The organism is Pantoea hericii, assembly GCF_014155795.1.
In the GTDB taxonomy this organism is placed as follows: domain Bacteria; phylum Pseudomonadota; class Gammaproteobacteria; order Enterobacterales; family Enterobacteriaceae; genus Pantoea; species Pantoea eucalypti.
The window spans coordinates 52,446-67,858 of record NZ_SCKV01000001.1 but is presented as its reverse complement, the minus strand read 5'-3'; the positions used below and the strand labels follow the sequence as shown (position 1 = coordinate 67,858).

Here is a 15,413-nt window from a genome sequence, read left to right as displayed (position 1 = left end):
GTCCACAGCAAGAGAATAATTCCGAATGAAACTGACTTCTTTAGCACTTCTGACCAGTGTCATGGCGTTTGGTGTCAGCGCAGCGGATGCGCCGAAACAGCTTAATCTGGGGATTATGGGCGGGCAGAACGCCACCCAGCAGATTGGCGATAATCAGTGTGTAAAAACCTTCTTGGATAAAGAGCTGGGTGTGGATACCCAGATGCGCAACGCCTCTGACTATTCCGGCGTGATTCAGGGCCTGCTGGGCGGCAAGATCGATATGGTGCTGAGCATGTCACCGGCTTCGTTTGCGTCGGTCTACATTCAGGACCCGAAAGCGGTGGATGTGGTGGGTATTGTCGTCGATGACAAAGATCAGTCACGTGGCTACCACTCTGTCGTCATCGTTAAAGCGGACAGCCCGTATAAAAAGCTGGAAGACCTGAAAGGCAAATCATTCGGTATGGCCGATCCCGATTCGACGTCCGGCTTCCTGATGCCAAACCAGGCGTTTAAGAAGATGTTCGGCGGCACGGTGGATGACAAATATAACAACTTCTTCTCCAGCGTCACTTTCTCTGGCGGTCATGAGCAGGACATCCTGGGCGTGCTGAATAACCAGTTTGATGGCGCAGTCACCTGGACGTCCCTGGTCGGTGACTACAACAGCGGTTACACCTCTGGCGCCTTTGGCCGATTGATCCGCATGGACCATCCGGACCTGATGAAGCAGATCCGCATCATCTGGCAGTCGCCGCTGATCCCTAACGGCCCGGTGCTGGTCAGCAACAAGCTGCCCGCTGACTTCAAAGCGAAAGTGGTGTCGGCGATTAAAAAACTGGATAAGGACGATCACGCCTGCTTCGTAAAAGCCGTGGGTGGTGAACAGCATATCGGTGAGGCGACGGTCGCTGACTATAAAAACATCATCGATATGAAACGTGACCTGATGAAAGGCAGCCGCGGCTAAGGCCGACGGTGCCCTGACTTTCCCCGTCGAGGCGGGGAGAGCGGGACGCGGCAACCCCGCCTGCGTCCCGCTGCTTTAGCGCCGGAGATCCTCCTTTGACCGAATTCGAACACTACTACCAACGCATCCGACGCCAGCAGAAACGTGACACGCTGCTCTGGTCACTGCTGCTGGTGGCACTCTATCTGGCGGCGGGCAGGGTGGCAGAATTTAATCTGCTCACCGTCTGGCAGTCGCTGCCGCACTTTTTTGACTATCTGCATGAAATCCTGCCGGTGCTGCATCTGCCGCTGCTGTTTGCCGATGGCAAAACCGAAGGTTCGCTGGCCTACTGGGGCTACCGTCTGCCGATTCAGCTGCCACTGATCTGGGAAACGCTGCAGCTGGCGCTGGCTTCGACGCTGATCGCGGTGGCCATGGCGGCGGTGCTGGCCTTTTTCGCCGCCGACAACACCCAGACGCCGGTCAGCGTGCGGATGACCATTCGTGCCTTTGTCGCCTTTCTGCGCACCATGCCGGAACTGGCGTGGGCAGTGATGTTTGTGATGGCCTTTGGCATTGGGGCGATCCCCGGCTTTCTGGCGCTGGCGCTGCACACCGTGGGCAGCCTGACCAAGCTGTTTTATGAGGCGATTGAGTCGGCATCGGATAAGCCGGTGCGCGGCCTGGCCGCCTGTGGCGCCAGCAAGCTGCAGCGGATGCGCTTCGCCTTCTGGCCACAGGTTAAACCGGTCTTTCTCTCTTACAGCTTTATGCGACTGGAAATTAACTTCCGCTCTTCAACCATCCTCGGGCTGGTTGGCGCGGGCGGCATCGGCCAGGAGCTGATGACCAATATCAAACTGGACCGCTACGATCAGGTCAGTATCACGCTGCTGCTGATTCTGATTGTGGTATCGCTGCTGGATACGCTATCTGGCCAGCTTCGTCGCCGTGTGACAGGAGATCGGACATGATGAGCCACGTACCTGATGTCACGCTAATGAAGCAGCAGCATCGTGAACTCTTTGCCGCGCAGCCGCGCTATCTGCGCCGCATAGGGCTGATGGCGCTGGCGGTGCTGCTCTACTATCTTTTTTTCTTTTCCGTATTTGGCCTGGAATGGTCGCGCCTGCTGATGGGCTGCCAGCAACTTGGACGCTATTTCCTGCGAATGTTTGTCTGGCATGACTTCATGAACTGGCCGTTTGGCTACTATTTTTCGCAGGTCGGGATTACCCTGGGGATTGTGTTCGCCGGGACGCTGACCGCCTCGCTGCTGGCGCTGCCGCTCTCGTTTCTGGCGGCACGCAACGTAATGCACGATGGCGCGGCAAAACCGCTGGCGTTTCTGATGCGCCGTGTGTTCGATGTGTTACGCGGCATCGACATGGCGATCTGGGGGCTGATATTCGTGCGTGCGGTCGGCATGGGGCCGCTGGCCGGGGTGCTGGCGATTATCCTGCAGGATGTCGGTCTGCTCGGCAAACTCTACGCCGAAGGGCACGAAGCGGTGGAGCGATCGCCAGGTCGCGGACTGAGTGCCGTGGGCGCCAACAGTTTGCAGAAACACCGCTTCGGCATCTTTACCCAGTCATTCCCGCAGTTTCTGGCGCTGAGCCTTTACCAGATTGAGTCCAATACCCGCTCGGCAGCGGTGCTGGGCTTTGTCGGCGCGGGTGGTGTCGGTCTGGTCTACGCCGAGAACATGCGCCTGTGGAACTGGGATGTGGTGATGTTCCTGACGCTGATCCTGGTGGTGGTGGTGATGGTCATGGATGTGATCTCCAGCCGCCTGCGTAAGCGCTACATCAGTGGGAAACCGGTGCCGTTGTGGCAGCCTGCTGCGCGCGATTAAGCCGTTCGCTGCGCTGCCAGGCGCGCTGTAGCGCCTTCACCAGTTGTGCCTGCTGCCAGGGTTTCGCCAGCCGTTCACACAGCGGCAGCGTGACCGGCTGGTGGCGCAGATCCTGACCGCTGATAAGCAATGTCGCCAGCTGTGGCCAGTTCTGATGGGCCTGCCGGATCACCTCTGCGCCGTTAATCTCGCCGGGTAGCATCAGGTCGCTGATCAGCAGGTCGATATCCGGTGTCTGGCGCAGCAGCGCCAGCGCCTCTTCACCGTCGCCACATTCCAGCGTCAGATAACCCAGCTGATGCAGATGCTCGCACAGTGTCTGCCGTACCGCCGGTTCATCATCCAGCACCAGCACCAGCCGGTTACTGGCCGCTTCAACATCTGCTGCAAGGTCAGCCTCACCGGGCACAGGCGGTGGCGGGGCGATAACGGCGGCTTCCGCTGCGCGCGGCAACAAGAGACGCACCGTGGTGCCCTGGCCCGGCGCAGTTTCCAGTTCTATCTGTCCGCCTGACTGCCGCACAAAGCCGTAAACCATGGACAGTCCAAGCCCGCTGCCACTGCCGGTCGCTTTGGTGGTAAAGAAAGGCTCGAAAACCTGTTCGCGCACGTCGGCGGACATGCCGCAGCCGTGGTCGATCACCTCAATTGTGACGCGGTCACGTTTTTCTCCCCCCTCCAGACGACGCTGATTCCAGATGCGCAGCCGGATTTCGCCGTTTTGCTGGTGCATGGCATCGCGCGCATTCACCACCAGATTCATCAGCGCATTTTCCAGCTGGCTGGCATCGATCCAGGCGGGCCAGCCGGGGCGCTGGGCATCAATAACCAGCTGCTGTCCCGGCAGCAGCGAGTGCTGAAGCAACCCCTGCAGGTTATCCACCAGCGTCACCACCGACACCGCGCGCGGATAAAGCGCCTGTTTGCGTGAGAAGGCCAGCAGGCGCTGCGTCAGCTGGGCGGCGCGATCGGCCGCCTGCCGCGCCCGCTCAATGCGGGTGGCGAGGGGGCCGGGCATCAGCTGGCCTTCAGTCAGCGCCAGACTGCCGATAATCACCGCCAGCAGATTGTTAAAGTCGTGCGCCAGCCCGCCGGTCAGCTGACCGACCGCCTTCATCTTCTGGCTGTGCTGGAGCGCTTCTTCCAGGGTTTTACGTGAGGTGCGGTCCAGCACGGTATTGACCATGCCGCGCCGCGGAATCGGGCTAAAGCGCAGTTCCAGCGTACGGCCATCGGCCAGACGGATCTCCTGCTGCTCACCGGGATCGTGCAGATCCACCGCCAGCGGTGCCAGCAGTTGCTGATAGTGGACGCCACGATGGACCTCACGCGGCGAAAGGCCGAGCAGTTCGGCATACTGCGCATTCCACACCACCAGCTGACCATTGTGATCAAACAGGGCAAAGCCGTCGCGCATCGCCAGGAAGGTGGACTCCAGCTGGTTACTCTTCTCTTTCAGCAGCCGTGAGGTGTGGGCCAGCGAGGCGGTATTTCGGGCAAAGACGTTAAAGGCCCGCGCCAGTTCCCCCAGTTCGTCACGCCGTTGCAGCCCCGGCACGCTGACGTTCTGTTCGCCCTGCGCCAGACGCGTCATCGCGCCGGCAATCGCTGTCAGGCTCGATCCGAGATTGCGGTAGATGTAGATTCCGGCATAGCCGGTAATCGCCAGCGCCAGCAGCACAAACAGCGCGATAAAGCCGATGATCGAATCAAGTTCGTGGTGAGTGGCCTGGGTACGCGCCTCACTTTGCAGCGCAACCTGCTGCACTGACGCATTGATATCGTCATTCAGCATCGCCACCAGTGCTTTAATCCGGTAGGTAGCATAGGCGATTGCCAGGTCGCTCTGCTCCAGCGCCTCCGCCAGCGGCAGCAGGCGTTGCTGGGTAATCAGGAGTCGCTGCACGTTCTCGCCCGTGACGCCCGTCAGCGGCACGCTGCGCCACTGCGTCATCACCTGCTGAAGCTGTTCAATGACGGCAATGGGCGTGGGTGTGCGAATGGCGATGGTGATCAGCCGTTCGGTTTGTTCGCGTAGTGCGGCATCCGGCAGTATGAGCTGTTCCCGCTGCACCAGCTGGTTGATATGGCTGAGCAGAATCTGGGTCTGCCACAGATCACTCAGCATGTTATTGCGCTGCAGATGCCGCTGATGGCCATTCAGCAGCAGGCTATTAATCGTCTGCTCCAGCATCAGGCTGCGGGCGCGGATCCGCGCGATGCGCTCCGGCTGACGGGCCGCCAGCGGTGCGCTGGCCAGCAGGCTCAGCGACTGCTGCAACGCCTGCTGATTCTGCTGCAGGCGCTGTGATTCGCTCTGATACTCCAGTGCCCCGACCACCTGCGACAGCCGCACGGCCGCCGTCGCCACATTGGCAGTATCGCGCGCCAGCGCCAGGCTGCCGTTCATATCTGCCAGCGTCTGCGCCTGGGCCTGTTCCTGAATCGCGCCGGCATGACGAAAGCCGATGATCGCCACCACGCTTACCATCAGCGTAACCGACACCACCAGCAGATTGAACATCAACAGGCGTCCACGCGCCCCGGCCTGCCACGGATAACTGCGCTGCATCCCACGACCTCTTAATCACTGCAACGATGCGCCGAGTATAGGAGCGTGATGTCGGGCGTTTATGACAAATATGAACGGCCGCTGACATTTTCCGTTTATCTGGCGTTGTTTTACTGGCGGCTATCCACAGTCCGCAGGAGCGAGGCGATGACAGCCACACCAATACTGGAAATGCGGGGAATTACCCGACGCTTCGGCAATTTTTATGCCCTGAAGGGTGTCGATCTCACGGTGTATCCCGGTGAGGTTCACGCGCTGATGGGAGAGAACGGCGCGGGTAAAAGCACACTGATGAAGATTCTGGCTGGTGCCTATACCGCCAGCAGCGGGGAAATTTTAATTGAAGGAAAGCCCTGGGCACTGAAAGGGCCGAAAGAGGCGCTGGCTGCCGGGATTACCCTGATTTATCAGGAGATCAACCTGGCACCTAACCTGACGGTGGCAGAGAACATTTTTCTGGGTAGCGAAATTGCACCCGGCGGGCTGGTAAAGCGGCGGCAGATGGCTGAAGAGGCGCAGCGGGTCATTGACCGGCTCGGCGCACAGTTCAGCGCCTGGGATTTAGTCAGTCGTCTGAGCATCGCCGAGCAGCAGCAGGTGGAGATCGCCCGTGCGCTGCAGCGCAACAGCCGCATTCTGGTAATGGATGAGCCGACCGCCGCGCTCTCTAACCGCGAAACCGAACAGCTGTTTGCATTAATCAAACGGCTGCGCAGCGAAGGCATGGCGATTATCTACATCAGCCATCGTATGGCGGAAGTGTATGAGCTGTCTGACCGCGTCAGCGTGCTGCGTGATGGGCAATATGTGGGCAGCCTGACCCGTGACCAGCTTAACGCCAGTGAACTGGTGCGGATGATGGTCGGACGCCCGCTCAGCGACCTGTTTAACAAAGACCGCGCGATCCCTTTAGGCGACATCCGGCTGGCGGTGAATCACCTTACCGACGGCGGCAAAGTGCATCCCAGCAGTCTGGCAGTGCGGGCCGGAGAAATTGTCGGACTGGCCGGGCTGGTAGGCGCCGGTCGCAGCGAGCTGGCGCAGCTGATCTTCGGCGTACATAAGCCGAAAGAGGGCGAGATCTGGATCGACGGTGAGATGGTCACCATTCATTCGCCGCGTGATGCGATTGCCCGTGGCATCGGCTTCCTCACCGAGAACCGCAAAGAGCAGGGACTGTTTCTGGAGATGGCCGCGCAGGAGAATATTGTGATGGCGACGCTGGAACGTGACGCCAGTTACGGGATGCTCAACCGACGCAAAGGGCAGACCATCGCCAATGAGGCGATCGCCTCACTCAATATTCGTGTTCCGCATGCTCAGGTCCGGGCGGGCGGTCTGTCCGGCGGGAACCAGCAAAAGCTGCTGATCTCGCGCTGGGTGGCGATTGGCCCGCGCATCCTGATTCTGGATGAGCCGACGCGCGGCGTCGATGTCGGCGCTAAAAGCGAGATCTACCGCATGATGCAGGAGATGGCGCGGCAGGGCGTGGCGATTTTAATGATCTCCAGCGAACTGCCGGAAGTGGTCGGGATGAGTGACCGCGTTTACGTGATGCACGAAGGCACCATCGTCGGTGAGCTGGAGGGCAGCCACATCAGTCAGGAAAATATTATGACGCTGGCAACCGGTGCGCACAGCGCGTCAACAGGCGAAATCTAAGGAGACCACCATGACACAACTGGCCCGCACCAAAGCGCCGACGCTGAAACGCGCCCTGATGGGCGATCTGCTGCAAACGGTGGGTATCCTGCCGATTCTGATCCTGATCGTGGCGGTATTTGGTTTCGTCACGCCAAACTTTTTTACTGAAGCCAACCTGCTCAACATTACCCGTCAGGCGTCGATCAACATTGTGCTGGCGGCGGGCATGACTTTCGTCATCCTCACCGGCGGTATCGATCTGTCGGTGGGGTCGATGCTGGGCACCACGGCGGTGGTGGCGCTGGTGGCGTCGCTGGACCCGATGCTCGCCTCCCTGACCATTCCGATGGCGCTGGGCGCGGGTCTGGTGATGGGGCTGTTCAACGGCATCCTGGTCGCCTGGGCCGGATTGCCCCCCTTTATTGTCACGCTGGGTACCTACACCGCATTGCGCGGAGCGGCGTATCTGCTGGCGAACGGCACCACGGTGATCAACTCCGATATTAACTTTGAATGGATTGGCAACGGCTATCTCGGGCCGGTGCCGTGGCTGATTGTGATTGCCTTTGCGGTGATTGCCATCTGCTGGTTCATCCTGCGTCGCACCACACTGGGCGTCCATATCTACGCCGTCGGTGGCAATATCCAGGCTGCACGCCTGACGGGCATCAAGGTTGGCGTCGTGCTGCTGTTTGTCTACGGCATGAGTGGCCTGCTGTCGGGGCTGGCCGGGCTGATGAGTGCCTCGCGGCTCTACAGCGCCAACGGCAACCTGGGCGTCGGTTATGAGCTGGATGCGATTGCCGCGGTGATTCTCGGCGGCACCAGCTTTGTCGGTGGTATCGGCACCATCACCGGCACACTGATTGGCGCACTGATTATCGCCACGCTGAATAACGGCATGACGCTGATGGGTGTCTCCTATTTCTGGCAGCTGGTGATCAAAGGCGCAGTGATCATCATCGCCGTCCTGATCGACAAATACCGTACCCGTCATCATGTGAGTTGAGGCTTAAAAGGGCGGATGCGTTATCTGGCCTCCGCCACCTAAAAAACGCCATTAAGTGGTTGGCACCTTGAAAACAGCAGGAGAAGGTCTATGCGTTTTAATCCGATTGTAACCGGGCTGCTGGCGGCAACGCTGTTCAGCACCGGCCTGGCTCAGGCAAAAGAACTCAAATCTATCGGCGTAACGGTCGGCGATCTGGCTAACCCCTTCTTCGTGCAGATCACTAAAGGCGCAGAGATGAAGGCGCGTCAGCTGGCGGGCGATAAAGTTAACGTCACGCTGGTCTCCAGCGGTTACGATCTTGGTCAGCAGGTCGGCCAGATTGATAACTTTATTGCAGCAAAAGTCGACATGATTATCCTCAACGCCGCCGACTCAAAAGGGATCGCCCCAGCCGTTAAACGGGCGCGTGACGCCGGTATCGTAGTGGTCGCGGTTGACGTGGCAGCCGATGGCGCGAATGCGACCATCACCTCCGATAACACCCAGGCAGGCGCAATGGCCTGTAAATATATCTCTGACCGTCTGAAGAACAAAGGCAATGTGGTGATCATCAACGGACCGCCTGTCTCTGCCGTGCAGAACCGTGTTGAAGGCTGCATGAACGAGCTGAAAACCCATCCGGACATCAAGCTGCTCTCCTCCAACCAGAACGCCAAAGGCAGTCGTGAAGGCGGACTGGAAGTGATGACCGGTCTGCTCTCGGCTAATCCAAAAATTGATGCGGTATTTGCCATCAATGATCCGACGGCTATCGGTGCGGATTTAGCGGCGAAACAGGCGCAGCGCAGCGAGTTCTTTATCGTGGGCGTCGATGGATCGCCGGACGGGGAAGAGGCATTGAAGCGTAAAAACTCACTGTTTGTCGCCACGCCAGCTCAGGACCCGCAGGTGATGGCTGCCAAAGCGGTTGAGATTGGCTATGACATTCTGCAGGGCAAACCGGCTCCGGATAAACCTGTGCTGATCCCGGTGAAGCTGATCGATCGTAATAATATCGGCAGCTATCAGGGCTGGACGGTGAAATAAGCGTTAGAGCGGCACCTTCGGGTGCCGCATTCAGGAGGCCAATATGCAACGTTCAGAGGTTAACGACTACCTGCAACATACCCGCGAATTTTTCCGGCAGCAGGATGTGCATCTTCCGTCCTGGGCCGATTACAGCATCCGTCAGTGGCGCGCGCAGGATCGTGAAGTGATACAGGAGATTCTGGCGCTGCGGCTGGGCTGGGATCTCACCAGTTTTGGTGCGGCTGATTTTTTTCAGACCGGATTGACGCTGTTTACTCTGCGTAATGGCTCCCCTGGCGGACAGCCCTGGCATAAACCCTACGCCGAAAAAATTATGCACGTACGTGAAGGGCAACTGACACCTATGCACTACCATCCGCGCAAGATGGAGGACATCATCAATCGCGGTGGTGGCAACCTGATTGTTGAACTGCATAACCGCGACGGAGACGGGCTGGCCGACTCGCCGGTGGTGGTGTCGCTGGATGGCATGCGACAGACCCATGGGGCCGGAACACAGCTGCGGCTTTCACCGGGTGAAAGTGTGACTTTGGAGGCGGGGATCTGGCACAGCTTCTGGGGCGAAAGCGGCTTTGGTGACGTGCTGGTGGGCGAAGTGTCGATGCCCAATGATGACGAGAACGACAATGTGTTTCTGACACCGCTGGCCCGTTTCAACCCGCTGGATGAGGATGAAGCGCCGCGCTGGCTGCTGTGTAATGACTATGCGCATGCCTTTCTCTGAGCCGCATTTATTGCGTTCATTCCCTGAATCTTTTCAATCAATCTCAGTGCAAAATCTCAGTGCAACATTGCCGGCCTCACGGCGTCAGGCCGCGCTGAGCGTGCGCTGTGTTCACCTCAATGATTTCGCGAGGTGTTCAGCGTTATTCAGCCTGAGTTTTCTGATACTGCGGGCGGGGGGCTCACCGAACAGGCGTGCATATTCACGGGTAAACTGCGTCAGACTTTCGTAGCCCACATCTGCCGCAACAGCGGCGACATTACCGGGGCGTAACATAAGCGTCTTGCGCGCCTCGTAAAGCCGGAGATGTTTTTGATACTGCAGCGGGGAAAGTCCGGTGCTGGCCCGGAAACCACGATGAAAGGCTGAGAGACTCATGCCCGCAATCGCCGCCATATCCTCAATACGAAGCGCGGCGGCATAGTGTGTACGCAACCAGACCAGCGCCTTTCTGATCTTCGCGAAATACCCGTTCACCTCTGCTGCCTGACGCAGTAAACCGCCCTGTGGGCTCAGCAACAGCCGATAAAGAATCTCGCGCTCTACTAACGGCGCCATCACCCTAATCTCGCCAGGCTTTGCTATCAGGCGCACCATCCGCAGCCAGGCATCCACCAGCGCCTCATCCACCCGATTGACTGACATGCCACTCTTTGTTTTGGGCGCATCGGTCATGGGCATCTGATGCAATAGTTCGCTGATAGCAGTGAAATCCAGTGTCAGGCGCACCGCCAGATAAGGTGAGATTTCACTGGCCTCTGTAATTTCGCCTGTGGCGGGCAGGTCGAACGACGCCGTGAACATCTCTCCGGCGGAATAGCGGAGAGAGCGTTCGCCCATCTGCAGCCTTTTTTCTCCCTGCAGTATCAGGCTGACGAAAGGCGAATAGATTTCCGGCGGCAGGGGCATCGGCTGACTGACGCGGTAAAAATCCACGCGCGGAATCGCCGTCGCCGTGAGTTCATCAGCCGTGCATGCCAGCATTTCATCTCTTATCGCATCAAGCCTGTTTATGGGACACCTCTCCGGCGGTTGCCGTGTGCAGAGTGAGAAAAGCAGTAACAGGCAAATTTTAGGCAGGATTACAGCCGCCGCACAATCGGCTGAGGATTATTCTCGCTCTCTGACCATTTTACTGGAGGGGATGACATGAGAATTGAGAACGCCGTGATTATGATTACCGGTGCATCGTCGGGCATCGGAGAAGCCACCGCGCGTGCGGCGCTGGAGGCGGGTGCGCAGGTTATTTTACTGGCACGACGCAAAGACCGCCTGGTTGCCCTCGTGGGAGAATCAGGCAAAGCACTGGCTGTGGCCTGCGATGTGACGCAGCCAGAGCAGATTGCAGATGCTGTCAGGCAGGGGATAGCACGCTTTGGCCGGATTGATGTGTTAATCAACAATGCCGGGCAGGGGTTGTTCGCGGCGGTTGAGGAGATTGCTGCAAGCGAGTTCAGAGCGCTGCTCGACCTGAATCTGATCGCGCCGCTGATGATGATGCAGGCGGTGATCCCGCAGATGCGGGCGCAGGGCGAGGGGTGCATTATCAACGTCAGTTCCGGTGCAACCCTGGCAACCTGGCCGGGATCGGCGGCCTATACCAGTTCCAAAGCGGGACTGAATATGCTCTCCGGCGTGGCACGGCTGGAACTGGCGGACGCCGGGATAACGGTATCTGCTGTTTATCCATTCATGACCGTCTCGGAATTTTACCAGTCGGTGAAATCGGGGCAGGACGTTGCGATTGCGCAGGCACAGCAGAGCGCCGCAATTGCGCATACGCCGCAGCGCGTGGCTGAAACGATTCTCACCGTCATTCAGAGCGGAGAGGCGCAGGTCGATCTGGTGCCGCGCGCCTATGGCGGAAGTTATGAGGGATGAGTACCGGCCAGCGGAACGCAGGCCGGGTAAAGTGATTCAGGCGATCTGGCTGGCGCGTAGCGCGGCTTCGGGTTTCATCACGTCAGCGGAAAAGACATAGCCCAGCCCGCGAATGGTGCGAATCAGGTCGGGCTGATGCGGGTTAGTTTCGATTTTGCGGCGCAGTCGCATGATCAGCACATCGATGGTACGGTCAAATACGTCCAGGCTTTCGCTGTGGGTCAGCTCCAGCAACTGATCACGGGTCAGTACTTTGCGGGCATGGCGCACCAGCGCGTGCAGCAGGCTGTATTCTCCCTGGGTCAGCGGCACCAGTTCATGCTGCGGATTAAACAGCTGGCAGCGGCCATCGTCCAGTTGCCAGCCGCCAAAACGCCAGCCCGCCTGTTCGGGGTGAGCCTGCGCAATGCGTCCGCTGCGACGCAGTGCTGCACGGGCGCGCGCCACTACCACGCGTGGATTAAAAGGTTTGGCAATATAGTCATCTGCGCCCATCTCCAGACCCACGACCATCTCCGCTTCCGAACCCATGCCCGTCAGCATAATCACCAGCACGTCCGGCCGCTGACGCTGGAGCTGCTGCAACACCAGCAATCCGTTGGTATCGGGCAACATCATATCCAGCATCACCAGCGAAATTTCCGGGTGTTCGCTGAGCATGGAGAGCGCCTCGCGTCCCTGATGACAGCTGTAGACAGTTAACAGATGTTCACTTAATGCATCCTGCAGGACGTCGCAGACAGCAGGATCATCATCCACCACCAAAATCGCTGGCTTCATGGCGCGGCCTCAATGTTACGAAGGAGTTAATTCTGGAGTCTACACAGGCCAGAAATGGTTGCTGAGGCAGCGTGCTGAAACGTGACCAGCTTCGCCTGTGAGAGTGCGGAAGCGTGCGCTGGCGCAGAGTTTTTCAGGGTGACGCATTTGCCGCAGGAAAACGATTGCGCGGAATCGGTGCATTGCACCATAATCGCGCCCTGTTTTGATTCGGAATCTTCTTAGGCGTGGCCGGCTCTGCCAGGTAATCGATTGCGTCGGCAGGTGGCATGGCAATTGCTTAGGCCAACAGGTTACACAGGGATTTCAGGCGGTTCTGGCAAGCAAGTATGCAGCGGCCAGGACAATGTCCCGGAAACAGAATAAATCAGCATGCAAACCCCTTTGGCAAGTGAGACTCCTGTCTCCTGTATCGAGAGATGATGATGTTAGAAAAACTATTCAAACTCAAAGCGCATAACACGACGGTTCGTACCGAGATTATCGCCGGGATCACCACCTTCCTGGCGATGGCTTATATTCTGTTTGTGAACCCGAGCATTCTGGGCGCAACCGGCATGGACAAGGGCGCGGTATTTGTCGCGACCTGTCTGGCGGCGGCGATTGGTTGTGTGCTGATGGGGCTGATTGCCAACTATCCGATTGCGCTGGCGCCGGGTATGGGACTGAACGCTTTCTTCACCTATACCGTGGTGCTGCATATGGGCTACACGTGGCAGATTGCGCTGGGTGCGGTGTTTCTTTCGGCGGTAATTTTCTTCGCGATGTCACTGTTTAAGATTCGTGAGTGGATTATTGCCAGTATCCCGCTGCCGCTGCGTGCCGGGATTGGCGCTGGTATCGGGCTGTTTCTGGCAATTATTGCGCTGGAAGGGGCAGGCATCGTGGTTGATAACCCGGCGACGCTGGTGGGTATTGGCGATCTGACTAAACCCGGCCCGCTGCTGGCAATGCTGGGCTTTGTGGTGATCGTGGTGCTGGAAGCACGCCGCGTAACCGGTGCGGTGCTGATCGGCATTCTGCTGGTGACCTTTATCTCCATGGGCATTGGCCTGTCGCCGTTCGCGGGCGTTTTCTCAGCTCCGCCATCGATTGCACCGACCTTTTTGCAGCTTGATATTGCCGGGGCATTTAACGTTGGCCTGGTCAGCGTGATTTTTGCCTTCCTGTTTGTCGATGTGTTTGATAACACCGGCACACTGCTGGGCGTGACCAAACGTGCCGGTCTGGCTGATGAGCAGGGTAACGTGCCGAAGATGGGCCGTGCGCTGATTGCCGACAGTGCCGCTGCACTGTTTGGTTCGCTGCTCGGCACCTCGACCACCACCAGTTATGTGGAATCGGCGGCGGGTGTGAGTGCTGGAGGCCGTACCGGCCTGACGGCGATCGTAGTAGGTGTGCTGTTCCTGCTGGCGCTGTTCTTCTCGCCGCTGGCTTCCAGCGTGCCGGTCTATGCCACCGCACCTGCGCTGCTGTTTGTGGCTGTGCTGATGACATCCGGTCTGGCTGATATTGACTGGAAAGATATTACTACCGCTGCGCCAGTCACCGTGACTGCGTTGACCATGCCGCTGACTTATTCTATTGCTAACGGCATTGCGTTTGGTTTCATTACCTGGACGCTGGTGAAGTTGCTGAGCGGTCGTGTGAAAGAGATAAATGCGGCGCTGGTGATTCTGTCGATTCTGTTTGTGATTAAGCTGGGATGGCTGAGTGCTTAGCTGTTGCCTGGCGGCAGGGATGTTACGCCTTGCGGCGGGCTGGCGCTGAGCGGGTTACGCTGAGAAGGTTACGCGCGCCAGGCGGTGGGGAGTTTCAGTTTGCCCGTGCAGGCGGACGCGTTAAGGGGCGTACGCCCGCCCCTTAACAATCCCGGCGTCCGGCAGCCTGCGCGCCCCGCGTTGCGGGGTGCCTTCGTCACGCCCTGCGGCCTGCGGACCGTCCGGACGCGCCATCCCTGGTGCGTTCCGTCCTTTCGCCGACGTCCTGTCGGCTCATCCTTGCCTCCGGTTGTTCCTCAGTGCTTCGGATGCCTCGGGGAAACCCCAGCCGGTAGGTTTCCTGCCCGGTGGGGGAGTTCAGGCCGCTGAAAGCGGGGGAAGAGCTGCACTGGTTTCGCTTTGCAGCGGGCCTGCTATGACAATGTTACGTTGCGCGGTGCCTGCCCACTGAGCAGGTTACGCCCGCCAGGCGGTGGGGAGTTTCAGGTTGCCTGTGCAGGCGGACGCGTCAAGGGGCGAACGCCCGCCCCTTAACAATCCCGGCGTCCGGCAGCCTGCGCGCCCCGCGTTGCGGGGTACCTTCGTCACGCCCTGCGGCCCGCGGACCGTCCGGACGCGCCATCCCTGGCGCGAGCCGTCCTTTCGCCGACGTCCTGTCGGCTCATCCTTGCCTCCGGTTGTTCCTCAGCGCTTCGGATGCCTCTGGTAAACCCCCGCCTTTAATATCCTGGTTTTTATCGGACATAGCGTTGTCTGGTGGTTTGAAAACCAGAGCTAATTTTGAAAACTATCAGCGGCAATGCACCAGCATTAAAAAGAAGAGGCAACATTTGATAGGGTGAAGAGCCATTCTTCCTGCCAGGCAGAGAGCCGCAGACAATCCTCCGGACTTACAGCGATGACGTACCCAATACAAACAGAAGAGATAAAAGCGGGGAAGGGAGGCCGTCAGAACCGCTGAGCGGATGAGGGATTTCAGGACGAGCGGCAGGGATGCCGCGAAGAGGCGGGTTCGCGCCAGGGATGGCGCGTCCCGCCGGTCCGTAAGAAATCCGGAAGAAGCGAAGGGACCGCGAAGCGGCGGTGAAGCAGGCCGGAGCCCGGGGTCAAGGGGGCGCGGCGACTGGCGCCCCCTTGTTGGTCGCCTGCAGAGGCGTAACTGAAACTGGCCAGCTCACCAGGCGAACGAAACCTTCTCATAGCCCGTTCGCGCAGCGAACACCCTGGCTTTAGCGTACGCAGCCCGCCAGGCGAACGAAAC

General features: G+C 58.9%; 12 protein-coding genes. 9 read left to right on the top strand and 3 right to left on the bottom strand.

The features are described 5' to 3' along the window. Positions 1 to 25 precede the first annotated feature (25 nt). From phnD to phnE (H7K52_RS00355), 3 genes are all read left to right on the top strand, one after another. Positions 26 to 952, top strand: coding sequence for a phosphonate ABC transporter substrate-binding protein (gene phnD, locus H7K52_RS00365; RefSeq protein WP_008926899.1), 927 nt, complete (start codon positions 26 to 28; stop codon positions 950 to 952). 95 nt (positions 953 to 1,047) lie between these two features. Continuing rightward, on the top strand, positions 1,048 to 1,908 hold the full coding sequence (gene phnE, locus H7K52_RS00360; protein ID WP_105099037.1) for a phosphonate ABC transporter, permease protein PhnE: 861 nt from the start codon (positions 1,048 to 1,050) through the stop codon (positions 1,906 to 1,908). After that, on the top strand, positions 1,905 to 2,789 hold the full coding sequence (phnE, locus tag H7K52_RS00355) for a phosphonate ABC transporter, permease protein PhnE (RefSeq protein ID WP_140916202.1): 885 nt from the start codon (positions 1,905 to 1,907) through the stop codon (positions 2,787 to 2,789). The genes phnE (H7K52_RS00360) and phnE (H7K52_RS00355) overlap by 4 nt, the downstream gene beginning before the upstream one ends. Here the strand turns inward: phnE (H7K52_RS00355) and H7K52_RS00350 are convergent. Continuing rightward, entirely contained in the window at positions 2,743 to 5,361 is a 2,619-nt protein-coding gene (locus tag H7K52_RS00350; RefSeq protein ID WP_182629484.1) for an ATP-binding protein, read from the bottom strand. The genes phnE (H7K52_RS00355) and H7K52_RS00350 overlap by 47 nt on opposite strands. Positions 5,362 to 5,508: 147 nt before the next feature. Here H7K52_RS00350 and H7K52_RS00345 point away from each other — a divergent pair, with 147 nt between their 5' ends. The 4 genes from H7K52_RS00345 (at position 5,509) to H7K52_RS00330 (ending at position 9,770) form a co-directional block, all read left to right on the top strand. Continuing rightward, a complete protein-coding gene (locus H7K52_RS00345; protein WP_182629483.1) occupies positions 5,509 to 7,023 on the top strand; it encodes a sugar ABC transporter ATP-binding protein in 1,515 nt (504 codons plus the stop codon). A 10-nt stretch (positions 7,024 to 7,033) separates the two neighbouring features. Further along, on the top strand, positions 7,034 to 8,014 hold the full coding sequence (locus tag H7K52_RS00340) for an ABC transporter permease subunit (protein WP_008926895.1): 981 nt from the start codon (positions 7,034 to 7,036) through the stop codon (positions 8,012 to 8,014). A 90-nt stretch (positions 8,015 to 8,104) separates the two neighbouring features. Then, positions 8,105 to 9,043 carry an ABC transporter substrate-binding protein gene (locus H7K52_RS00335; protein WP_008926894.1) on the top strand — a complete coding sequence of 313 codons (939 nt, stop codon included), beginning with the start codon at positions 8,105 to 8,107 and terminating at the stop codon, positions 9,041 to 9,043. Positions 9,044 to 9,086: 43 nt separating this feature from the next. Further along, positions 9,087 to 9,770: a D-lyxose/D-mannose isomerase gene (locus H7K52_RS00330; RefSeq protein ID WP_008926893.1), complete on the top strand. Its 684-nt coding sequence runs from the start codon at positions 9,087 to 9,089 to the stop codon at positions 9,768 to 9,770. 111 nt (positions 9,771 to 9,881) lie between these two features. On the opposite strand, the gene H7K52_RS00325 is transcribed toward H7K52_RS00330, so the two are convergent. After that, positions 9,882 to 10,754, bottom strand: a complete 873-nt coding sequence (locus tag H7K52_RS00325; protein ID WP_003852463.1) for an AraC family transcriptional regulator — start codon at positions 10,752 to 10,754, stop codon at positions 9,882 to 9,884. Positions 10,755 to 10,919: 165 nt separating this feature from the next. Here H7K52_RS00325 and H7K52_RS00320 point away from each other — a divergent pair, with 165 nt between their 5' ends. Then, a complete protein-coding gene (locus H7K52_RS00320) occupies positions 10,920 to 11,651 on the top strand; it encodes an SDR family oxidoreductase (RefSeq protein WP_008926892.1) in 732 nt (243 codons plus the stop codon). A 36-nt stretch (positions 11,652 to 11,687) separates the two neighbouring features. Here the strand turns inward: H7K52_RS00320 and H7K52_RS00315 are convergent, their stop codons facing one another. After that, entirely contained in the window at positions 11,688 to 12,431 is a 744-nt protein-coding gene (locus H7K52_RS00315; protein ID WP_003852465.1) for a response regulator, read from the bottom strand. Between the two features lie 422 nt (positions 12,432 to 12,853). Here H7K52_RS00315 and H7K52_RS00310 point away from each other — a divergent pair, with 422 nt between their 5' ends. After that, entirely contained in the window at positions 12,854 to 14,152 is a 1,299-nt protein-coding gene (locus H7K52_RS00310) for an NCS2 family permease (RefSeq protein ID WP_008926891.1), read from the top strand. Positions 14,153 to 15,413: the final 1,261 nt, after the last annotated feature.

What these genes read in the sequence shown, in the direction of transcription:
- phnD (WP_008926899.1), top strand. Translation starts at nt 26, where the DNA reads ATGAAACTGACTTCTTTAGCACTTCTGACCAGTGTCATGGCGTTTGGT.
- phnE (WP_140916202.1), top strand. Translation starts at nt 1,905, where the DNA reads ATGATGAGCCACGTACCTGATGTCACGCTAATGAAGCAGCAGCATCGT.
- H7K52_RS00350 (WP_182629484.1), bottom strand. Translation starts at nt 5,361, where the DNA reads ATGCAGCGCAGTTATCCGTGGCAGGCCGGGGCGCGTGGACGCCTGTTG.
- H7K52_RS00345 (WP_182629483.1), top strand. Translation starts at nt 5,509, where the DNA reads ATGACAGCCACACCAATACTGGAAATGCGGGGAATTACCCGACGCTTC.
- H7K52_RS00340 (WP_008926895.1), top strand. Translation starts at nt 7,034, where the DNA reads ATGACACAACTGGCCCGCACCAAAGCGCCGACGCTGAAACGCGCCCTG.
- H7K52_RS00335 (WP_008926894.1), top strand. Translation starts at nt 8,105, where the DNA reads ATGCGTTTTAATCCGATTGTAACCGGGCTGCTGGCGGCAACGCTGTTC.
- H7K52_RS00330 (WP_008926893.1), top strand. Translation starts at nt 9,087, where the DNA reads ATGCAACGTTCAGAGGTTAACGACTACCTGCAACATACCCGCGAATTT.
- H7K52_RS00325 (WP_003852463.1), bottom strand. Translation starts at nt 10,754, where the DNA reads ATGCTGGCATGCACGGCTGATGAACTCACGGCGACGGCGATTCCGCGC.
- H7K52_RS00320 (WP_008926892.1), top strand. Translation starts at nt 10,920, where the DNA reads ATGAGAATTGAGAACGCCGTGATTATGATTACCGGTGCATCGTCGGGC.
- H7K52_RS00315 (WP_003852465.1), bottom strand. Translation starts at nt 12,431, where the DNA reads ATGAAGCCAGCGATTTTGGTGGTGGATGATGATCCTGCTGTCTGCGAC.
- H7K52_RS00310 (WP_008926891.1), top strand. Translation starts at nt 12,854, where the DNA reads ATGATGTTAGAAAAACTATTCAAACTCAAAGCGCATAACACGACGGTT.